The organism is Pseudomonas sp. NFPP28 (genome assembly GCF_900115535.1).
Lineage (GTDB): Bacteria > Pseudomonadota > Gammaproteobacteria > Pseudomonadales > Pseudomonadaceae > Aquipseudomonas > Aquipseudomonas extremorientalis.
This window is the reverse complement of record NZ_FOWT01000007.1, coordinates 92,989-111,813: the sequence shown is the minus strand read 5'-3', so window position 1 is coordinate 111,813 and position 18,825 is coordinate 92,989. Positions and strand designations below refer to the sequence as shown.

The window sequence follows — 18,825 nt, the reverse complement described above, 5'->3', positions numbered from 1 at the left end:
TCCCCTCGACGCTGGTGCGTTTCCAGAACAGGAAATCCGTGCGCATGCCCCTTGGGGCCAGACGCCAGCGGATCGGCAGTTTGGTCACCATCATCAGCGTATTGAGGGATCGAGAAATGTCAGTCGCTACCAGCCGTATCGAAGACGCCCAGGTGCATGAAACGCTTTACCAGTTCGACGAAACTCCGCTGCTGGCCCGTCAACGCCAACAGGAATCCAATGCCCGCAGCTACCCGCGGCGCATTCCCCTGGCACTCAAGCGTGCCAAGGGGATTTACGTGGAAGACGTCGAAGGGCGCAGCTTCATCGACTGCCTGGCCGGCGCCGGCACCCTCGCACTGGGGCATAACCACCCGGTCGTGATCGAGGCTATTCAACAGGTGCTGGCTGATGAATTGCCCCTGCACACGCTGGACCTGACCACCCCGGTCAAGGACCAGTTCGTGCAGGACCTGTTCGGTTTGTTGCCGCCGGCGCTGGCGCGGGAAGCGAAAATCCAGTTCTGCGGCCCCACCGGCACCGATGCGGTGGAAGCCGCATTGAAATTGGTACGCACCGCCACCGGGCGCAGCACCGTATTGTCATTCCAGGGCGGTTATCACGGCATGAGCCAGGGCGCCTTGAGCCTGATGGGAAGCCTGGGGCCGAAGAAACCCCTGGGTGCCTTGCTCGGCAGTGGCGTGCAATTTCTGCCATACCCCTACGACTATCGTTGCCCGTTCGGCTTGGGCGGCGCGGAAGGCGTACGGGTCAACCTGCACTACCTGGAAAACCTGCTGAACGATCCGGAGGCCGGTGTATTACTGCCGGCGGCGGTGATTGTCGAAGTGGTGCAGGGCGAGGGCGGTGTGATTCCGGCTGACCTGGACTGGCTGCGCGGCCTGCGCCGTATCACCGAGCAGGCGGGCGTGGCGTTGATCGTCGATGAGATCCAGAGTGGTTTCGGCCGTACCGGCAAGATGTTTGCCTTCGAGCACGCCGGGATCATCCCGGATGTGGTGGTGATGTCCAAGGCCATCGGCGGCAGCCTGCCGCTGGCGGTGGTGGTGTACCGCGACTGGCTCGACACCTGGCTGCCGGGCGCCCATGCCGGGACCTTCCGTGGCAACCAGATGGCCATGGCGGCGGGGTCGGCGGTGATGCGCTACCTCAAGGACCATGATCTGGCCGGCCATGCGGCGGCCATGGGCGAGCGCCTCGGTGAACACCTGCGCATCCTGCAGCGCGACTTCCCGCACCTGGGTGATATTCGTGGTCGCGGGCTGATGCTCGGCGTGGAGCTGGTCGACCCGACTGGCACGCCGGACATTCAAGGCCATCCGCCCGTGCATCGCCAATTGGCGCCGCTGGTGCAGCGTGAATGCCTCAAGCGCGGGCTGATCCTCGAACTGGGCGGTCGGCATGGCAGCGTGGTGCGTTTCCTGCCGCCGCTGGTGATCACCGCCAGCGAAGTGGACCGGGTGGCGGACATCTTCGGACGCGCGTTGGCGGCGGCGGTCGCCAGCCTCTAATTTTTTGCCAGCCTGGTACGTTTCTACAGATATCGGTACTGCGCACGGTGCGCAGCCAGCCTTATAGCGATGGAGAACAGCAATGACCTCAGTATTTGACCGCGACGACATCCTGTTTCAGGTAGTGGTCAACCATGAAGAACAGTATTCCATCTGGCCCGACTACAAGGCCGTACCGGAAGGCTGGCGCACCGTGGGCAAGAGCGGCCTGAAGAAAGAGTGCCTGGCCTATATCGAGGAGGTCTGGACCGACATGCGCCCGTTGAGCCTGCGTCAGAAGATGGACAGCGCTGCGATCGCGTAAACGCCACAGATCAAAAATGTGGGAGGGGGCTTGCCCCCGATGAGGGAGTGTCAGTCGACTAATGAGTGACTGATACACCGCCATCCGGGGCAAGCCCCCTGCCACATTTGAGCTGTGTTGCTTTCAGGTGTTTTTTTCTTTGTCTAATCCGCCCGAAGCCGCCGTCACCACCTGCACGCTCAAGCGCGGTGTCGCCAGATCCAGCCCCGCCTCATCCAGATGCCGTTTCAGCGACAGGTTGAACGCCCGCGACACTTCCCACTGTTTGATCGGCGCCGTCTTGAACCGCGCCCGCAGGATCGCGCTGCCCGACTCGAAACTCTCCACCCCCTGAATCTCCAGGGGCGACCAGATATTGCGGCGTTGCAGCGGGTCGTTGCGCATTTTATGGCCGACGTCGCGCATCAGCTTGATGGCGTCGTCGATTTCCATGTTGTACGGGATCGCCACCCGGAAGATCGCGTAGCCGAACTCCCGCGAGTAGTTTTTGATGCTCTTGATCTCGCTGAACGGGATGGTGTGCACAATGCCATCGATGTCCCGCAGGCGCACGGTCCGGATGGTCAGGCCCTCCACCGTGCCCAGGTGGCCGCCCACATCCACGTAGTCGTCGATGGCCAGGGAGTCTTCGATGATGATGAACAGGCCGGTGATCAAGTCCGCCACCAGCGACTGCGCGCCAAAACCGATGGCCAGGCCGATCACACCGGCACCGGCCAGCAGCGGCGTGACGTTCATGCCCATGTTCGCCAGGGCGACAATGGCAGCAATGATAAAGATGGTCACGAACAGCACGTTGCGGATCAACGGCATCATGGTCTGCGCACGGGCATTGGCCAGGCCTTTGCGCGAGCGGGTGAGGGCATGATGGATCGCCGTGTCGCTGAGGATCCAGATCAGCCAGGCGAACAACAAGGTCCCGGCCAGGCCGAACAGCTTGACGCTGACTTCATGGCCATCGCCTTCGGTAAAGCGGATCAGCGACAGGCCCCACACCCGCAGGCCCAACTCGATAAACACCAGCCACACGATCAGGTGGGCCAGGGTGTAGACGAAGCTTTTCAGGCGTTCGGAATACAGCGCGTGGCGCTTGTGACCGCGTTGCGGCTTGAGCGCGTGGCGTCTCACCAATCCGTTGATCACCATGCACAGCACCAGCAGCACCGTACACAGCAGGGACTGGCGCAAGGCGGTGCTGGTATCGCCGGCCGAGACGAAGGTGGCGAACAGCGAGATACCCACCAGCAGCAAGGCCGGGATGTACCAGAAGGACCCGATGATTTCGATGGTGTCGCTGAGGGCGCGGCGCGTCAGGCGGCGCGACAGCGGCTGGTTGCGGATCAGGTGGGCGATGGGCCGGCGGAAACGCAGGATGAATACACCGGTCGACAGCGCCGCCATCACATTGGCGACTGTCGCGGCGGTATGGGACAGGTGCTGGCCCAGGGCCTGGACCAGTCGCGGGTCGCTCAAGGCCTCGCCAAAGGCGGCAAAACTGCCGATCCACCACAGTGGGCGGAACGCCTGGTGGCGCAGGATATACAGCGCGCGATGACGGTGCGGGCCGTCGAGTACCGAAAAAGCGATCACGCAGATCGCCGAGAAACAGGTGCCCACCACCAGTGCGTAGGCCAGCACCATCGCCAGTGACTTGCCCAGGGACGAGGGCAGGGCGTAGCTCAGGTACACCGTGATCACCAGGGCGATCATCCACGGGCCGAGCTTGCGCAGGGCGAAGCGCACCATGTCCCAGGTGCGTGGATGTTGCGGCAATTCTTCAGGCAGGCCGAAACGTTCGCGCACCCGATGGCTGAGCCAGATCAGCGTGTAGGCCAGCAGGCTCCACACCGCGAGGATCAGGGCAAAACCGAAAATGATCGGTAGCCATTCGTTGGCCGGCAGCATCAGCGCGCCGAGTTCTTCCTTGGCCAGGTCGACCTCGTTGGACCAGCGCCCCAGCGGGCTGTCGGCGCCCGAAAACTGTGCCTCAAGATTGGCCAGGGTGCCGCCGATCAAGCCCAGCACGCCTTCCTCGGCGGCCGGCTGGGCCTTTTGCGTGGCGGCACGCAGCTTTTTCAGGTCGCTCAGCAACTGATTGCGCTGCTGGTCGTTTTCCAGGGTCTTGATCACCTCGTCCAGCGACTGCCCCAGCGGCACTTCGGCCTGGGGCTGGGTCTTGTTGGTGGTGCCGAGCAGGCCGGGCAAACCCACGGCATGGGCAGGCGTGAGCGGCAGCAAGGTGAGCAGGGCGATCAAGCAATAGCAGGGCAGGGCAAACAGACGGGAAAGCACGAGGCGGTCAACCTTGGAAACGACGGGTTGAGCGAGTGTACGAGTGCAAGCGTCATTCGGCCAGTTTGGCGAGGATCTTGTACACCACGGTGCCCAGGATCAGCAGCATGCCGAGCCACATGCCGAACACGCCAAGGGGCTTGTCGCGAAAGTTGAAACCCACGGCCAACATGATCATGCCGATCAGGATAGGGATAAGCATGGCGTGGAAGGAAGACATGGAGATCATGGTGCGACGGCCTTGTCGGAGTGGGAATACTGACAAGTCTAGGTCGGATTATGAGAAGTGCAGGTGATATAGATCAGGGGTACACAACACCAATGTGGGAGAGGGCAAGCCCCCTCCCACATTCAGATCAGGGCAGATCGTGGCTCGCGTAGAACGCCCCCAACACCTTGACCAGGTGCGCCAGGTCATGGCTGCCACACAGTTCGCGGATCGAGTGCATGGCGAACGTCGGCAGGCCGATGTCCACGGTGCGCACGCCCAGGTGGCTGGCGGTGATCGGGCCGATGGTTGAGCCGCAGCCCATGTCGCTGCGCACCACGAAGCTCTGCACCGGTACTTCCTGGGCCATGCACAGGTGGCGGAAGAACCCGGCAGTTTCGCTGTTGGTGGCGTAGCGCTGGTTGCTGTTGACCTTGATCACCGGGCCGGCGTTGAGCTTGGGGCCGTGGTTGGCGTCGTGCTTGTCGGCATAGTTCGGATGCACGCCATGGGCGTTATCGGCTGAGACCAACAGGGATTTCTGAATGGTGCGTACGAATTCATCACCTTCCGGCAGCAGGCGACGCAGGGTCTGCTCCAGCATCGGGCCATCGGCGCCGCACGCCGAGCAGGAGCCGACTTCTTCGTGGTCGTTGCACACCAGCACGCAGGTTTCTTCGCTGTCGCTGGTGAGCAGGGCTTGCAGGCCGGCGTAGCACGACAGCAGGTTGTCCAGGCGTGCGCCGGCGATGAAGTCACCATTCAGGCCGATGACCGCAGCGCCTTGGGTGTCGTAGAAGCTCAACTCGTAGTCGAGTACCACGTCGGCGTTGAGTCCATGTTCGCGTGCCAGTTGATCGGTGAGCACGGCGCGGAAGTCCACGCGCTCGTCACCGGCAAATTGCGCGAGGATGGGCGGCAGCTCGGTCTGGGCATTGATCGCCCAACCCTGGTTGGCTTCACGGTTCAGGTGAATGGCCAGGTTGGGGATGATGGCAATCGGCAGCTTGAAGTCGATCAACTGGCTTTCGACCTTGCCGTCGCGGCGGAAGGTCACACGGCCGGCCAGGGACAGGTCGCGGTCGAACCACGGCGCCAGCAGCGCGCCGCCATAGACTTCCACGCCCAGTTGCCAGAAACCCTGGCGTTGCAGCTCGGGCTGGGGCTTGACCCGCAGGCACGGGCTGTCGGTGTGGGCGCCGACCAGGCGGATACCGCCCTGCAGCGGCGAATGACGGCCGAGCTTGAAGGCGATGATCGAGGAATCGTTACGGGTCACGTAATAGCGCCCGTTGGCCTCGGTGGCCCAGGTCTCGCGCTCATCCAGACGCTGGTAACCGGCCGCTTCCAGGCGCTGGGCCAGGGCGGCAGTGGCATGAAAAGGAGTAGGGGAGGCCTTGAGGAAGTCGATCAGGCCTTGATTCAACGCTTCGCGCATAAATAGCTCCAGACAGCAATGCGCGGAGTTTACCGTTCGATGGCAAGAAGTGCACAGCACAAATGTGGGAGGGGGCTTGCCCCCGATGGCAGTGGGTCAGCCAACCCATACAGTGATTGACACTCCGCCATCGCAGGCCAGTGGAATCTGCGTTGACAGCTTTAAAACGGTGCGGGGCACTCGAAGCGCAACCGCTCGCCACTTTGCGGGTGAGTGAAGCTCAACATGCTCGCATGCAGGCACAGGCGTGGCCAGGCGGCCAGGGCTTGCTCATGGGCATACAGGCCGTCACCCAGCAGCGGGTGGCCGATGGAGAGCATGTGCACACGCAGCTGGTGCGAGCGCCCGGTGATCGGTGTCAGCTCGACACGGCACCAGTCCCCGCAGCGCTCCAGCACCTTCCAGAACGTCAGCGCGTGCTTGCCGAACTCGTGGTCGACCACATGCCGCGGCTTGGTCGGTGGGTCGTAGCGCAGCGGCAAATCGATGCTGCCACTGTCCAGTTCCGGCTGGCCCCAGGCCAGGGCGGTGTAGGCCTTTTCGGTTTCTCGGTCATGAAACTGGCGGGACAGCTCACGGTGCGTCTCGGCATCCCGCGCCAGCAGGATGATGCCCGAGGTTTCCCAGTCCAGGCGATGGACGATACGGGCTTCGGGGTAGCCGTTTTCCTGCAGGCGGGTGATCAGGCAGTCCTTGTTGTCGTCGGCGCGGCCAGGCACCGAGAGCAGCAGGGTGGGCTTGTTCACCACCAGGACGGCGGCGTCCTGATACAGGATGTGGATATTGGACAGCGGCATCAAACAGCCTCGTAACAAACGCCAACGGCGGCTCGCCCACCCGGTTCCCGAAAAGGGATCAAGGTGATCGAGCCGCCGTGGCGGCCGCCTGTTCGATCAACGATCAGGCAGGGTGATATTGAGTTCCAGAATCGAGCAGCTGCCGTCATTTTCCAGGGCGACATGCACGTCATCGTTGCCGATATTGACGTACTTGCGGATCACCTCGACCAGTTCCTTCTGCAAGGCTGGCAGGTAGTCCGGGGTGCTGCGTTGGCCGCGTTCGTGCGCCACGATGATCTGTAGACGCTCTTTCGCGACCGACGCGGTCGTAGGCTTTTTGTTGGCGCGAAAGAAGTCGAGAAATTTCATTGTTTAGTTGCCTCCAAAGATACGCTCGAAGAATCCCTTCTTCTTGACATCGAGGAAGCGGTGTTCCACGGTCTTGCCCAGCAAGCGATCGACGGCATCGCTGTACGCCTGGCCGGCGTCGCTCTGGTCATCAAGAATCACTGGCACACCCTGGTTGGAGGCTTTCAGCACCGCCTGGGATTCTGGAATCACGCCCAGCAGGGTCACTGCGAGGATTTCCTTCACGTCTTCAACACCGAGCATCTCGCCGTTGCTGACACGCTCAGGGTTGTAGCGGGTGAGCAGCAGGTGCTCCTTGATCGGATCGCGGCCTTCTTCGGCGCGCTTGGACTTGCTTGCCAGCAGGCCGAGCATGCGGTCCGAGTCACGTACCGAGGAGACTTCCGGGTTGGTCACCACGATGGCTTCATCGGCGAAGTACATCGCCAGGTGAGCACCGGTCTCGATGCCGGCGGGGGAGTCGCACACCACGTATTCAAAGGTTTCTGCCAGTTCGGCGATGACTTTGCCGACGCCTTCTTTGGTCAGCGCATCTTTGTCACGGGTCTGGCTGGCGGCCAGCACGTACAGGTTTTCAAGGCGCTTGTCCTTGATCAGGGCCTGTTGCAGGTTGGCTTCACCGTTGACCACGTTGACGAAGTCATACACCACGCGGCGTTCGCAGCCCATGATCAGGTCGAGGTTACGCAAACCGACGTCGAAGTCGACGATAACTGTCTTGTGGCCGCGCAGAGCGAGGCCGGTACCGATAGCGGCGCTGGTGGTGGTCTTACCCACACCACCCTTGCCGGATGTAACCACGAGAATCTTGGCCAAGGTGTTTCACCCCTAAGGAAAAAGGACTTTTCAGTCCCTGAAAAACATCTCTTGGAACTCGCTGCAGGCGGACAGCCTTGTAGGAATAAAAAATTCCTACATAAGTAATGCCGGTTTCGCTGTGCTATCAGAGTCTAGAGATGCTTGGAAAATGCGGCAGTATCCGTTAAAGACGGATGATGTTCAACACATCGCCCGACAGGTTGACCTGCACCGAAGCCCCCCACAGCGGATCACGGCGCAAATCTTCTGAAACCTTGTACTGGCCTGCGATGGACACTAGCTCAGCGGTCAACTGCTGGCAAAAAATACGGGCCTTGGTATCACCCTTGATGCCGGCGAGGGCACGTCCGCGCATCGGGCCGTATACATGGATATTGCCATCGGCGAGAAGTTCCGCACCCGGGCTGACCGAGGAGACCACCACCAGGTCGCCCCCCTGGGCATAAATCTGCTGCCCGCCGCGTACGGGCGAGGTGATGATCTTTGTAGGCTTGATCGCAGGCTCGGGTGGTTTTTCCGGTTTTTTCTTCTCTTCGCCGACCAATGGTTCCAGTGGACGCTCGCGCGCGCCGGACGGTGGCAGTACTGGCAGTTCAATGGCGATGGCCGCCGCGATGTCTTCGATACGGCTGGCGCGAATCGCCAGGGTGCGCAGGCCATGGGAGCGGCACACGCGCATCAGGCCGGGCAGATCGATGCTGCCCTGGTCGGCGGGCAACTTGTCCAGGGCCAGCACCAGCGGGGCGTTGTTGAAGAAGTTCGGCGCCAGGGCGACCTTGGCCGCAAGTTGGCGGTCCAGGGCGTCGAGGTCGTTACGGGCGAGTTCCAGCACGGTGATGGCGAGCATGCTGCCTTTCAGCTGGAACACGGGATCTTGGTCTAGCGGTTCGGTTTGGCTCATGGTCGGCAAAAGCGGCTTGTCACGAAAAGTGTCGAGACTTATAACGAGAACACTCACTGGCCGCAAGCCGGGTCGAACCGTTGTAGAATGCGCGGCCCTTGTCTTTACCGGAATCTGTAATGGATCGCCCGCGTTTTCGAGCTGTATTTTTTCACCCGCGTTTCTGGCTGTTATGGCTGGGACTCGGCCTGTTGTGGCTGGTCACCCAACTGCCGTACCGCGCGCTGCTGACCATCGGTCGCCTGCTGGGCGCCGGCATGTACCGCGTGGCCGGCGAACGCCGCCGCATCGCCGCACGCAACCTGGAACTGTGCTTCCCGGAAAAATCCGCCAAAGAGCGTAAACAGTTGCTCAAGGAAAACTTTGCCTCCACCGGCATCGCGTTCTTTGAAATGGCCATGAGCTGGTGGTGGTCGCGCCAGCGCCTGGCGCGCCTGGCCCACGTCGAAGGCCTGGAACACCTCAAGCAGGCGCAGTTGGATGGCAAGGGCGTGATCCTCATGGCCCTGCACTTCACCACCCTGGAAATTGGTGCAGCGTTGCTGGGGCAGAAGCACACCATCGATGGTATGTACCGCGAGCACGGCAACCCGCTGTTCGACTATATCCAGCGCCGTGGCCGCGAACGTCACAACCTCGATTCCCTGGCCGTGGAGCGTGAAGACGTGCGCGGCATGCTCAAGCTGCTGCGCGCCGGCCGTGCCATCTGGTACGCACCGGACCAGGACTATGGCGCCAAGCAAAGTATCTTCGTGCCGTTGTTCGGCATCCAGGCCGCCACCGTGCCGGCCACCAGCAAGTTCGCCAAGCTGGGCAAGGCACTGGTGGTGCCGTTCACTCAACAGCGCCTGGCCGATGGCAGCGGTTACCGCCTGGTGATCCACCCGCCGCTCACCGACTTCCCCGGCGAAAGCGATGAAGTCGACTGCCTGCGCATCAACCAATGGGTTGAAGCCTCCGTGCGTGAATGCCCCGAGCAATACCTGTGGACCCACCGCCGCTTCAAGAGCCGGCCACCGGGTGAACCCAAGCTGTACGAAAAACGCCGTCGATAAGACAGACATTTCCCCACATGGAGTGACGCAATGCGCCCAGCTGAACCGGTTACAGGCTTGATTCTTTCCGGCGGCGGGGCGCGAGCGGCGTATCAGGTGGGGGTATTGGCGGCGATTGCCGAGTTGCTGCCCTCGGGTGCACCCAATCCTTTTCCGGTGATCGTCGGCACCTCGGCCGGTGCGATCAATGCGGTGAGCCTGGCCAGTGGCGCCATGGACTTCACCGCCGCGATCCAACGCCTTACCGCTTTCTGGCAGGGCTTCAGCAGCCATCTGGTGCTGCGCAGTGACTGGCCGGGGGTGATCCGCCAGGCAAGCCGTTTCCTGATCCACAGCCTGCTGGGCTTGGGCGCACAAGTACCGGTGGCACTGCTCGACAGCACGCCGCTGAAGGCGCTGCTCAAAGACAAGCTGCATCTGGACGGCATCGACGAAGCCATCCGCAACAAACACTTGCATGCGGTGGCGGTTACGGCTTTTGGTTATGAGTCCGGGCAGGCAGTGACCTTCTATCAGGGCGGCGGCACCATCGACGCCTGGTTGCGCCACCGTCGTATCGGCCTGCCGACTCAACTGACGGTCGAACACCTGCTGGCCAGTTCGGCGATCCCCTTGTTGTTCGCCCCGGTCAAACTCGACCAGGAATACTTCGGCGACGGCGCCGTGCGGCAGTCGGCGCCGATCAGTCCGGCGTTGCACCTGGGCGCCAGCCGCGTGCTGGTGGTCGGTGTCAGCGGCAACCCGCGGGGCAATGAGCCGGCGGTACAGCGCAGCTACACCGGTCAGGAGCCGACCCTGGCGCAGATCGGTGGGCACATGCTCAACAGCACGTTCATTGACAGCCTGGAAAGCGATATCGAATTGCTCGAACGCTTGAACCAGTTCAGCCATGTCGCACCCGGGGTGGCGGCGGTGGAGGTGCTGGTGATCGCACCCAGCCAGCCGATCGATGAGATCGCGGCGCGGCATCGCCAGGAACTGCCGGCGGCGTTGCGCTTGTTTCTGCGCGGGCCGGGGGCGACCAAGACGAGCGGGGCGGGGGTGTTGAGTTACCTGCTGTTCGAGGCGGGGTATTGCAGTGAATTGATCGAGCTGGGGCGACGGGATGCGTTGGCCAAGCGCGAGGAGTTGTCGAAATTCCTCGGCCTGGCCTGACGGTCAGAAGTGATACTTGACCAGGAAGCTCGCCGTGTCCTGGTTGGTCTTGAACGCGCCGGAATCTTCGATCCCGTACTTGTTCTTCCAGTAGTCGTATTCAAAACCCACGTACAACTGCTTGTCGCCCCAATGCAGCGCTTTGCCCAGGTCATATTTGACCTGCGGGTTGAAGTGCAGGTTGGCGTGGTAGGTGCCACGGGCGTTCTTGTCGTTGTCTGTCACCCAGTCCATGAAGCCGTCGATCAGCACGTCGGAATTACCCACTGGGATGGTGTAGGACCAGACCGGCGTGATCTGCCAGACGCCGTCACCTGGGCGATTGCCTTCGGTCTGGCGTTGGTAGAAGTTCAGCTGGAAGTAATCGAAACCGGGGATGTTCAAGTCAAAGCCAGGCCCGAGCAGGTACGACTCGTTGTCGCCTTCGCCGAACTCGTAAGTGAACGCCAGCAATACATCCTTGATGGGGCCGAAGGACAGGTCTTTATCGAAGATCTTGCCGAATGACAGCCGTGGGCTTATTTCGCCGTAATACGTACTGGGGCCGACGTTGCCGTCTTCCTTGCCGTTGTAAAAGATGCGGTCGACGAAGATAAAGTTATCACCGTACTTCCACGCATCGGCATGTTCGAACGTGACGGTTTGCTGAATCTGCGGGTTGACGGTAAAGCTCTTGCCCCACAAGTAAGTCAGGCTGTTGTTCTGCCACTGCAACAGGTCACCGGCCACGGCTTGGCCACCGGCCAGCAGGGATCCCGCCAGCATCAGGCCTTTGAACATAGGTTTCATTCGGTTGCTCCCGAGTTAAAGTTTTATGGTTTTTCTTCTACGCAGGCGCTCTGGTGTGGCGCCTTTTGGTTCGCTGCAAAAATCGTCTGTTCGGTCAGCTTTAGTGCTTTTAGCAAGAGCTGCGCCAAGGTGTTTAAAAAGCCAAAAAATCCCCGTCGGCTGCATGAGATGCAGTCGAATTCAGAGGACATTTGCGCACTTTGGCCGCAGACATTAGGCCGGGATAAGTTGGCCTTGCAGTCAGCTTTTACATTCGCTGTTTTTTTTTGAGTCGATTCGAGCGGGCGCGGAGAATACTGGCTCCCAGGCCTGGGCTCAAGTGCGCCGTTACAGCGCGCGCGGGGCGAGAATGGGGCACGGCTTGTGACCGGCCCCGGGTGAACGGTGTGCATGTTGATGTTCCCAGTTTCGTTATTGTTTTTGTGCGAACGAAGGAATCAATGCGTAGGAGCAACGGCTGGTCGTTCAGAACCGCCGAGAATGTTGAACAGGATATTCAGCGACAACGCGCTGAGGGTGGCCATGGCGATACCGCTGTGGGTAATCGGGCTCATCCATAGCGGCAGCTGCGCGAAGAACTCCGGGCGCACCACCGGGATCAAGCCCATGCCGATGCTCACCGCCACCAGCAATTGGTTGCGCCGGTCGGCGATATCGGCTTCCTGCAGGATCTTGATCCCGGTCGCCGCCACCATGCCGAACATGGCAATCGCCGCGCCCCCCAGCACCGCCGGCGGGATCGACGCGACCAGGTACGCCGCCTTGGGCAGCAGGCTGAGCACGATCAGAAACGCACCGGCCATCATCGTCACCGAACGGCAGCGCACGCCGGTCATCTGCACCAGGCCGATGTTCTGCGCGAACGAAGAGTGGGTGAAGGTGTTGAAGAACCCGGCAAAGAACGACGCACCGGCATCACACAGCAGGCCGCGCCGCAGCATTTTCGGCGTGACGTCCTGGCCGGTGATCTTGCCCAGCGCGAGGAACATCCCGGTGGACTCGACAAAGATGATCACCACCACCAGGCACATCGACAGGATCGGCGCCAACTCGAATTTGGGCATGCCGAAGTGCAACGGCGTCACCACCTGCACCCACGGCGCCTGGGCCAGGCCACTGAGGTCGACCATGCCGATGGCGCCGCACAAGGCGTAGCCCAGGCCCATGCCGATCAGCACCGAGATGTTCACCCAGAAGCCACGCATGAAGCGGTTGATCAGCAGGATGGTGGCCAATACCAGCGCGGCAACCGCCAGGTAGACCGGTGAGCCGAAAGTCGCGGCGGCACTGCCACCGCCGGCCCAGTTCACCGCCACGGGAAACAGCGACAGGCCAATCGCGGTGATCACCGTGCCGGTCACTAACGGCGGGAAAAAACGCACGACCTTGGACATGAACGGTGCGATCAGCATGCCAAAGAACCCGGCAGCGATGGTCGCGCCGAAGATGCCCTGCAAGCCGATACCGGGCATGCCGGCCATGGCGACCATGCTGCCGACGGCGGCAAAACTGGCGCCCATCATCACCGGCATGCGAATGCCCACCGGGCCGATGCCGAACGACTGCACCAGGGTGGCGATGCCGGCGACCAGCAGATCAGCGTTGATCAGAAAGGCGATTTCTTCACGGCCGAGGCCTGCGGCCTGGCCAATGATCAAGGGCACGGCGACGGCGCCGCCGTACATCAGCAAGACGTGTTGCAGGCCTACCAGAATCAGTTGCAAGAGGGGCAGCCGCACCAGGGCGGGTGCGGCGGGAATCTGCGGTTCGGCTAACTCGGTCATGCAACACCTCGGATCTTTTTATTGTTGTGTTGTTCGGCATTCAATTGCCGGGTGGAACTCGATCTTCAAAACACTGGAGACCCTTGTGGGAGGGGGGCTGCCCCCTCCCACCTTTGGATCTGCGCCAGCCTGTCAGTTGGTACGCGCCCCCTGGTTGATCCAGGTGCCAATCAAATCCCGCTCCTGCTGGGTCATCTGGGTGATGTTGCCCAGCGGCATGATCTGGCTCGCCACGGCCTGCGCCTGGATACGTGCGGCCTGCTGCTGGATCTGCGCCGGGGTGTCGAACATCACACCCGCTGGAGCCGTACTGAACAACGGACTGGTGGGCTTGGCCGAGTGACACACGGCGCAGCGCTCCTGGATCACCCCGTGGACCTTGTCGAAATCAATCGTCGCCTGGGCCGGCGCAGGTTCAGCGGCGGGGGCGGCAGGCGCTGCCGGTTTCAAGCCACCGCCCAGTGCGGTTTCCGGCAACGGCTGGTACTCGATGGCCGCCGGGGCCTTGGCCACTTCGGCCAGCGGCTTGGGGCCGGTCACGTAGGCGAGGCAGATCATTGCCAGTGCACCCACCGGCAACGTCCACGCGTACTTCTGGCTGTTATGCCGGGTGTTGAAGTAGTGGCGCACCAACACCGCCGCCACCGCGATGCCCGCCAGGATCAGCCAGTTGTATTGGCTGCCGTAGGTGCTCGGAAAGTGGTTGCTGATCATGATGAACAGCACCGGCAAGGTGAAGTAGTTGTTGTGACGCGAACGCAGCAGACCTTTGGCGGGCAGCGCCGGGTCCGGCGTGCGGTTTTCCGCGATCGCCGCCACCAGCGCGCGTTGTGCCGGCATGATGATGCGGAACACGTTGCCCACCATGATGGTGCCGATCACCGCACCCACGTGCAGGTACGCACCCCGCCCACTGAACACTTTGCTGAAGCCGTACGCGGCGGCAATCAACAGCACGAACAGGATGAAACCGAGCAGGGCAGGGCGCTTGCCCAGGGCCGAGTCGCAGAGGAAGGAGTAGATGAACCAGCCGGCGAACAGTGAGCCAATGCCCAGCAACACGCCTTCCGGGCCACTGAGGCTGCTGCCGGGGGCTAGCAGGTACAGGGTCGGGTTCCAGTAGAACACCACGCACAGCAGCGCAATGCCCGACATCCAGGTGAAGTAGGCCTCCCATTTGAACCAGTGCAGGTTGTCCGGCATGGTCGGCGGGGCCAGTTTGTATTTTTCCAGGTGGTAGATACCGCCACCGTGGATCGCCCACAAGTCACCGGCCAGGCCGCTCTTGGGGTTGACGCGATTGAGGTTGTTTTCCAGCCAGACGAAGTAGAAAGAAGCGCCGATCCACGCGACGCCCGTGATCATGTGAACCCAGCGCACGCTCAGGTTCAGCCATTCCATCAAATGTGCTTCCACAGTCTTTACCTCTCGCCTGTCACCCTTGTTGTCGGGTGATCAGACCTTCTCTTATTGGTGGGGGGCGAGGATCAACCGCTCATCCTCTTTGAAAAAATGCTCATCGCAGTTATTGCCTGTGCCACTGCGATCAACCACCAGGAAGTCATCCCGCTTTTCGATCGTCAGCACCGGGTGGTGCCAGACGCCGCGATGGTAATTAATGCCCTGCCTGCCGTTGGTGACGAAGGCGCGGACCAAGCCCGATACAGGTTCATCGCCAAGTGGCGCGACCACGATCAGAAAGGGGTTGCCGAGCAGCGGAATGAAAGCCTGGCTGCCCAGCGGGTGTCGTTCCAGCATGCGCACGGTCAGCGGCATGTCCTGCGCATCGGCGCGGAAGATGCTGATGATGGCGTTGTCCTCTGGCTTGGCGGTTTCCACCGTGGCCAGTTTGTGGAAGCGCATGGTCGACCCATTGTTGATCATGAAGTGATCGCTGCCATCGGTTTCGATAACGTCTCCGAAAGGGGCGAAGGCTTCTTTGGTCAGGGGTTCGATCATCAGTGTGCGCATGGCTGTCTTCTTAAATTTTCGAGTGTGATGGTGTCTGGTCTACCGTTATCGCGGGCAAGCCCGGCTCCCACATTTGACCGCATACTCCTGTGGGAGCCGGGCTTGCCCGCGATGGGGTCCACCCTTATTTCGCTACCTTACCGAGGACCCGCAGGCGGCTCACGCCACCATCCGGGAACACGTTCAGCCGGATGTGGGTAATCGGCCCCAGCGCCTTGATCTGCTCGGCAAAGGTGTGTTCGGCGTGCATTTCCAGCTTCTGCGCCGGCAGCAGTTCGCGCCAGAACAGCGACTGGGTTTCGATCTGGCTGTCGGTGCCGCCCTTTACGAACGCGCCCTGGATCGAGCAGGTGTCCGGGTAGTTGCCCTTGAAGTGCAGGGTGTCGACGATGATCTTCTCGATCTCGCCCGGGTGACCCAGCGCCACAATCACCCAGTCATTGCCCGGTGTGCGACGACGTGCGGTTTCCCAACCGTCGCCCATGTTGATGCCACGGCCTGGATTGAGGATGTTGCTCATGCGGCCGAAGTGTTCATCGGAGCAGGCCAGGGCACGGCCACCGTTGAGTGCTGCCGCCAGGTCGACCTGTTCGTTGTCGCCCACCGAGGACCAGTCGCGAAACGGCACGCCGTATACGCGCAGGCGCGCCACGCCGCCGTCCGGGTAGATGTTGAAACGCAGGTGGCTGAAGGCCTGGTCGTTGTGGATCTCGTGATAGTGGTGGCTGTTGCCTTGCAACTCGACGGCGGACAGCACTTCGACCCACTGGGTGTTGTCATCCGGCTCGCCCGAAGTCAGGAAGCAGGCTTCCAGGGAGGCCGATGGCGGGAAGTTACCGGTGAAGAATGAAGTGTCGATGTCCACGCCTTTGATCGAGCCCGGCACACCCAGGCGGATCACCGCGCTGTCGTAGCCTTCGAAGCGCTTGCGGCGCGACTCCCAGCCGTCCATCCACTTGCCGTTGTCATCGAAAACGCCCTCCTTCCATACGGCCGGGGTCGGCTGGAACAGGCGATTGGCGTCGGCGAACCAGTCATCGGTGACGGAGATGATCTTGGTGCCCAGGCGGGCGTCGGCCAGGTTGACGAATTTCTCGAAAGGTACGGCGTAAGCTTTCATTCTTCTTGTCTGCCTTAGATAAAGTGGCTGGGGATGGTCGTTTAGAGGGTCAGTAAACGGAACAACGCGATCTTGTTGATCTCGTTCAGCGCGCATTTGAACTCGGTGTCCACCGAATTGTGGATGCGCGTTTCGAACGCGGCGAGGATCTGATGCCGGTTGCTGCCTTTTACCGCCATGATGAAGGGAAACTTGAACTTGGCCTTGTAGGCGTCGTTCAGCTCGGTGAAGCGCGAGAACTCTTCGGCCGTGCATTGGTGAATCCCCGCGCCAGCTTGCTCATCGGTGCTGGCTTGGGTCAGTTGGCCCTGGACGGCGGCTTTGCCGGCCAGGTCCGGGTGAGCGTTGATCAGCGCCAGCTGGCTGGCATGATCAGCGCTCAACAGGATGTCGCTCATGCGCTGGTGCAGGGTTTCGATCTGGTCGATCGAAGCATCCTGGCCCAGGTCGAAGGCCTTTTCGGCCACCCATGGCGAGTGTTCGTAGATATCGGCGAAGGCAGCGACAAACTCATCGCGGCTCAAGGTCGAGGGTTTCAGGCCGTGGAACGCAGTCATTTCGCCGCTCCCGTGTAGGGGTGGGTTTGCTGCCAGTGGCGGGCAATGTCGACGCGGCGGGTGAACCACACCTGGTCGTGACCTTTGACGTACTCGATAAAGCGCTTCAACGACGCCAGGCGCGCCGGGCGGCCGATCAGGCGGCAGTGCAGGCCGATGGAAAGCATCTTCGGTGCCTCGGCCCCTTCGGCGTAGAGCACGTCGAACGCGTCCTTGAGGTACTCGAAAAAATCATCGCCCTTGTTGAAACCCTGCACCTGGGTGAAGCGCATGTCGTTGGTGTCCAGGGTGTAGGGAATCACCAGGTGCGGCTTGCCGGTCGGGGTGTTGGGTTCCCAGTAGGGCAGGTCGTCGTCGTAGGTGTCGCAATCGTAGAGAAAGCCGCCTTCCTCCATGACTAGCCGCCGGGTATTGGGGCCGGTGCGCCCGGTGTACCAGCCCAGTGGGCGTTCGCCGGTGAGTTCGGTGAGGATGCGGATGGCTTCGAGCATGTGCTCGCGCTCCTGGGCCTCGTCCATGTATTGGTAGTCGATCCAGCGGTAGCCGTGGCTGCAGATCTCATGGCCGGCGTCGACCATGGCGCGGATCACATCCGGATGGCGCTGCGCGGCCATGGCCACGGCGAAGATGGTCAGCGGGATATCGAATTCTTTAAACAGCTTGAGGATGCGCCATACGCCGGCACGGCTGCCGTATTCGTACAGCGACTCCATGCTCATGTTGCGCTCGCCTTGCAGGGGCTGGGCCGAGACCATTTCGGAGAGAAAGGCTTCGGATTCTTTGTCGCCGTGCAAGATATTGCGCTCGCCGCCTTCTTCGTAATTGAGTACGAAAGACAGCGCAATGCGCGCCTTGCCCGGCCAGTGGGGGTGAGGAGGGTTACTGCCGTAACCGATCAGGTCGCGTGGGTAGTCAGCGCTCACTGCAGTCTTCCTTCTTGTTCGTCGTAGTAGCGATGAGTGATTGTATACAACTTATCGCGCACTTTGTAAGCCTACATTTCTGCATTTTTTCGGCGGAGCCCTGAACTATTGGTGTAGCAAGAAACTTGCCTGGTTGGTCAGCTAATGGACAAAAGGTCGTTTAAAAGCAAGGATAACGCGCAGATTGCGCTGTTGAGCAATGGCAGCAGGCGGATCTAAGAGTTTGTGATTTTTATTGTGTACAATTTTTTTAAAAAGTGTCTTAATCGATCATCGCCGGCTTTTTCGATGCCCTGAAAAAGTGCGGATCACTCTTCTATTGACCACAGGAGGCGCGTAGACGCCATGGGACGCTTGACCACACACGTATTGGACGCCGCGCACGGCTGCCCCGGCAGCGCAATCAAGGTTGAGCTGTACCGCGTCGAAGGCGCGCAGCTGGCACTGGTCGCCACCGCGCAGACCAACAGCGACGGCCGCTGCGACGCACCGTTGCTGCAAGGCGATGACTACCGCAGCGGCGTGTACCAATTGCAATTCAGCGCCGGCGACTACTACCGCGCCCGTGGCGTGCAACTGCCGGAGCCGGCCTTCCTCGATGTGGTAGTGCTGCGTTTCGGCATCAGCGCCGAGCAGGATCACTACCATGTCCCGCTACTGATTTCGCCCTACAGCTACTCCACCTATCGCGGTAGCTGAGCGTCACCTCGCTTCACACCCCCAAAGCTCTTCGTTGGTTTCGCCCGCGCACACTGCGGGCTTTTTTTCGCCGGGCGTTGGTCCATGCGCCCGTTCAATTATGTGACGCACACCTTAGAGGGATGAGGCCTAGGCTCGGCTTCTTTCGTAC

General features: G+C 61.2%; 19 protein-coding genes. 5 read left to right on the top strand and 14 right to left on the bottom strand.

Annotated features, from left to right (window positions below):
• Window positions 1–116: 116 nt before the first annotated feature.
• A complete protein-coding gene (locus tag BM110_RS18970; RefSeq protein WP_092243138.1) occupies window positions 117–1,511 on the top strand; it encodes an aspartate aminotransferase family protein in 1,395 nt (464 codons plus the stop codon).
• 82 nt (window positions 1,512–1,593) lie between these two features.
• Complete coding sequence (locus BM110_RS18965; protein ID WP_058424653.1) at window positions 1,594–1,815, top strand: MbtH family protein; 222 nt, start codon at window positions 1,594–1,596, stop codon at window positions 1,813–1,815.
• 123 nt (window positions 1,816–1,938) lie between these two features.
• Here BM110_RS18965 and BM110_RS18960 read toward each other — a convergent pair whose 3' ends face one another.
• The 7 genes from BM110_RS18960 to minC form a co-directional block, all read right to left on the bottom strand.
• A complete protein-coding gene (locus tag BM110_RS18960) occupies window positions 1,939–4,107 on the bottom strand; it encodes a mechanosensitive ion channel family protein (RefSeq protein WP_093513987.1) in 2,169 nt (722 codons plus the stop codon).
• Between the two features lie 52 nt (window positions 4,108–4,159).
• Window positions 4,160–4,336 carry a hypothetical protein gene (locus BM110_RS29625; protein ID WP_163034621.1) on the bottom strand — a complete coding sequence of 59 codons (177 nt, stop codon included), beginning with the start codon at window positions 4,334–4,336 and terminating at the stop codon, window positions 4,160–4,162.
• A gap of 127 nt (window positions 4,337–4,463) precedes the next feature.
• A complete protein-coding gene (locus BM110_RS18955; RefSeq protein ID WP_071490791.1) occupies window positions 4,464–5,753 on the bottom strand; it encodes a M18 family aminopeptidase in 1,290 nt (429 codons plus the stop codon).
• Window positions 5,754–5,914: 161 nt separating this feature from the next.
• Window positions 5,915–6,550, bottom strand: a complete 636-nt coding sequence (locus tag BM110_RS18950) for an RluA family pseudouridine synthase (RefSeq protein WP_093513986.1) — start codon at window positions 6,548–6,550, stop codon at window positions 5,915–5,917.
• A gap of 96 nt (window positions 6,551–6,646) precedes the next feature.
• Window positions 6,647–6,901 (bottom strand): cell division topological specificity factor MinE, encoded by a 255-nt coding sequence (gene minE / locus BM110_RS18945; RefSeq protein WP_010208824.1) that lies wholly within the window; start codon window positions 6,899–6,901, stop codon window positions 6,647–6,649.
• 3 nt (window positions 6,902–6,904) lie between these two features.
• Window positions 6,905–7,717, bottom strand: coding sequence for a septum site-determining protein MinD (minD, locus tag BM110_RS18940; protein WP_071490790.1), 813 nt, complete (start codon window positions 7,715–7,717; stop codon window positions 6,905–6,907).
• 166 nt (window positions 7,718–7,883) lie between these two features.
• Window positions 7,884–8,621 carry a septum site-determining protein MinC gene (gene minC, locus BM110_RS18935; RefSeq protein WP_071490789.1) on the bottom strand — a complete coding sequence of 246 codons (738 nt, stop codon included), beginning with the start codon at window positions 8,619–8,621 and terminating at the stop codon, window positions 7,884–7,886.
• A 119-nt stretch (window positions 8,622–8,740) separates the two neighbouring features.
• On the opposite strand from minC, the gene BM110_RS18930 reads away from it, so the two are divergent.
• On the top strand, window positions 8,741–9,676 hold the full coding sequence (locus BM110_RS18930) for a lipid A biosynthesis lauroyl acyltransferase (RefSeq protein WP_071490788.1): 936 nt from the start codon (window positions 8,741–8,743) through the stop codon (window positions 9,674–9,676).
• Window positions 9,677–9,706: 30 nt separating this feature from the next.
• Window positions 9,707–10,831 carry a patatin-like phospholipase family protein gene (locus BM110_RS18925; RefSeq protein ID WP_092243148.1) on the top strand — a complete coding sequence of 375 codons (1,125 nt, stop codon included), beginning with the start codon at window positions 9,707–9,709 and terminating at the stop codon, window positions 10,829–10,831.
• A 3-nt stretch (window positions 10,832–10,834) separates the two neighbouring features.
• Here BM110_RS18925 and BM110_RS18920 read toward each other — a convergent pair whose 3' ends face one another.
• The 7 genes from BM110_RS18920 to puuE all read right to left on the bottom strand — a co-directional run bounded on the left by BM110_RS18920 (window position 10,835) and on the right by puuE (window position 17,975).
• Window positions 10,835–11,620 (bottom strand): outer membrane protein OmpK, encoded by a 786-nt coding sequence (locus tag BM110_RS18920; RefSeq protein WP_028617274.1) that lies wholly within the window; start codon window positions 11,618–11,620, stop codon window positions 10,835–10,837.
• A gap of 437 nt (window positions 11,621–12,057) precedes the next feature.
• Entirely contained in the window at window positions 12,058–13,404 is a 1,347-nt protein-coding gene (locus BM110_RS18915; protein ID WP_071490786.1) for a nucleobase:cation symporter-2 family protein, read from the bottom strand.
• A 132-nt stretch (window positions 13,405–13,536) separates the two neighbouring features.
• Window positions 13,537–14,820 carry a urate hydroxylase PuuD gene (locus BM110_RS18910; protein ID WP_093122397.1) on the bottom strand — a complete coding sequence of 428 codons (1,284 nt, stop codon included), beginning with the start codon at window positions 14,818–14,820 and terminating at the stop codon, window positions 13,537–13,539.
• Between the two features lie 51 nt (window positions 14,821–14,871).
• The gene (locus BM110_RS18905) at window positions 14,872–15,375 is read right to left on the bottom strand and encodes an ureidoglycolate lyase (RefSeq protein WP_093513985.1); all 504 of its coding nucleotides are present in this window, start codon (window positions 15,373–15,375) and stop codon (window positions 14,872–14,874) included.
• 124 nt (window positions 15,376–15,499) lie between these two features.
• A complete protein-coding gene (alc, locus tag BM110_RS18900) occupies window positions 15,500–16,495 on the bottom strand; it encodes an allantoicase (protein WP_071490783.1) in 996 nt (331 codons plus the stop codon).
• 41 nt (window positions 16,496–16,536) lie between these two features.
• Window positions 16,537–17,052 (bottom strand): 2-oxo-4-hydroxy-4-carboxy-5-ureidoimidazoline decarboxylase, encoded by a 516-nt coding sequence (uraD, locus tag BM110_RS18895; protein WP_093513984.1) that lies wholly within the window; start codon window positions 17,050–17,052, stop codon window positions 16,537–16,539.
• The gene (puuE, locus tag BM110_RS18890; protein WP_093513983.1) at window positions 17,049–17,975 is read right to left on the bottom strand and encodes an allantoinase PuuE; all 927 of its coding nucleotides are present in this window, start codon (window positions 17,973–17,975) and stop codon (window positions 17,049–17,051) included. The genes uraD and puuE overlap by 4 nt, the downstream gene beginning before the upstream one ends.
• A 345-nt stretch (window positions 17,976–18,320) precedes the next feature.
• On the opposite strand from puuE, the gene uraH reads away from it, so the two are divergent.
• On the top strand, window positions 18,321–18,674 hold the full coding sequence (uraH, locus tag BM110_RS18885; RefSeq protein WP_071490780.1) for a hydroxyisourate hydrolase: 354 nt from the start codon (window positions 18,321–18,323) through the stop codon (window positions 18,672–18,674).
• The last annotated feature ends 151 nt before the right edge of the window (window positions 18,675–18,825 follow it).

Bases quoted from the DNA above. Each gene is read 5' to 3' on its own strand.
- BM110_RS18970 (WP_092243138.1), top strand. From the start codon at position 117: ATGTCAGTCGCTACCAGCCGTATCGAAGACGCCCAGGTGCATGAAACG.
- BM110_RS18965 (WP_058424653.1), top strand. From the start codon at position 1,594: ATGACCTCAGTATTTGACCGCGACGACATCCTGTTTCAGGTAGTGGTC.
- BM110_RS29625 (WP_163034621.1), bottom strand. From the start codon at position 4,336: ATGATCTCCATGTCTTCCTTCCACGCCATGCTTATCCCTATCCTGATC.
- BM110_RS18955 (WP_071490791.1), bottom strand. From the start codon at position 5,753: ATGCGCGAAGCGTTGAATCAAGGCCTGATCGACTTCCTCAAGGCCTCC.
- BM110_RS18950 (WP_093513986.1), bottom strand. From the start codon at position 6,550: ATGCCGCTGTCCAATATCCACATCCTGTATCAGGACGCCGCCGTCCTG.
- minE (WP_010208824.1), bottom strand. From the start codon at position 6,901: ATGAAATTTCTCGACTTCTTTCGCGCCAACAAAAAGCCTACGACCGCG.
- minC (WP_071490789.1), bottom strand. From the start codon at position 8,621: ATGAGCCAAACCGAACCGCTAGACCAAGATCCCGTGTTCCAGCTGAAA.
- BM110_RS18930 (WP_071490788.1), top strand. From the start codon at position 8,741: ATGGATCGCCCGCGTTTTCGAGCTGTATTTTTTCACCCGCGTTTCTGG.
- BM110_RS18925 (WP_092243148.1), top strand. From the start codon at position 9,707: ATGCGCCCAGCTGAACCGGTTACAGGCTTGATTCTTTCCGGCGGCGGG.
- BM110_RS18920 (WP_028617274.1), bottom strand. From the start codon at position 11,620: ATGAAACCTATGTTCAAAGGCCTGATGCTGGCGGGATCCCTGCTGGCC.
- BM110_RS18915 (WP_071490786.1), bottom strand. From the start codon at position 13,404: ATGACCGAGTTAGCCGAACCGCAGATTCCCGCCGCACCCGCCCTGGTG.
- BM110_RS18905 (WP_093513985.1), bottom strand. From the start codon at position 15,375: ATGCGCACACTGATGATCGAACCCCTGACCAAAGAAGCCTTCGCCCCT.
- alc (WP_071490783.1), bottom strand. From the start codon at position 16,495: ATGAAAGCTTACGCCGTACCTTTCGAGAAATTCGTCAACCTGGCCGAC.
- uraD (WP_093513984.1), bottom strand. From the start codon at position 17,052: ATGACTGCGTTCCACGGCCTGAAACCCTCGACCTTGAGCCGCGATGAG.
- uraH (WP_071490780.1), top strand. From the start codon at position 18,321: ATGGGACGCTTGACCACACACGTATTGGACGCCGCGCACGGCTGCCCC.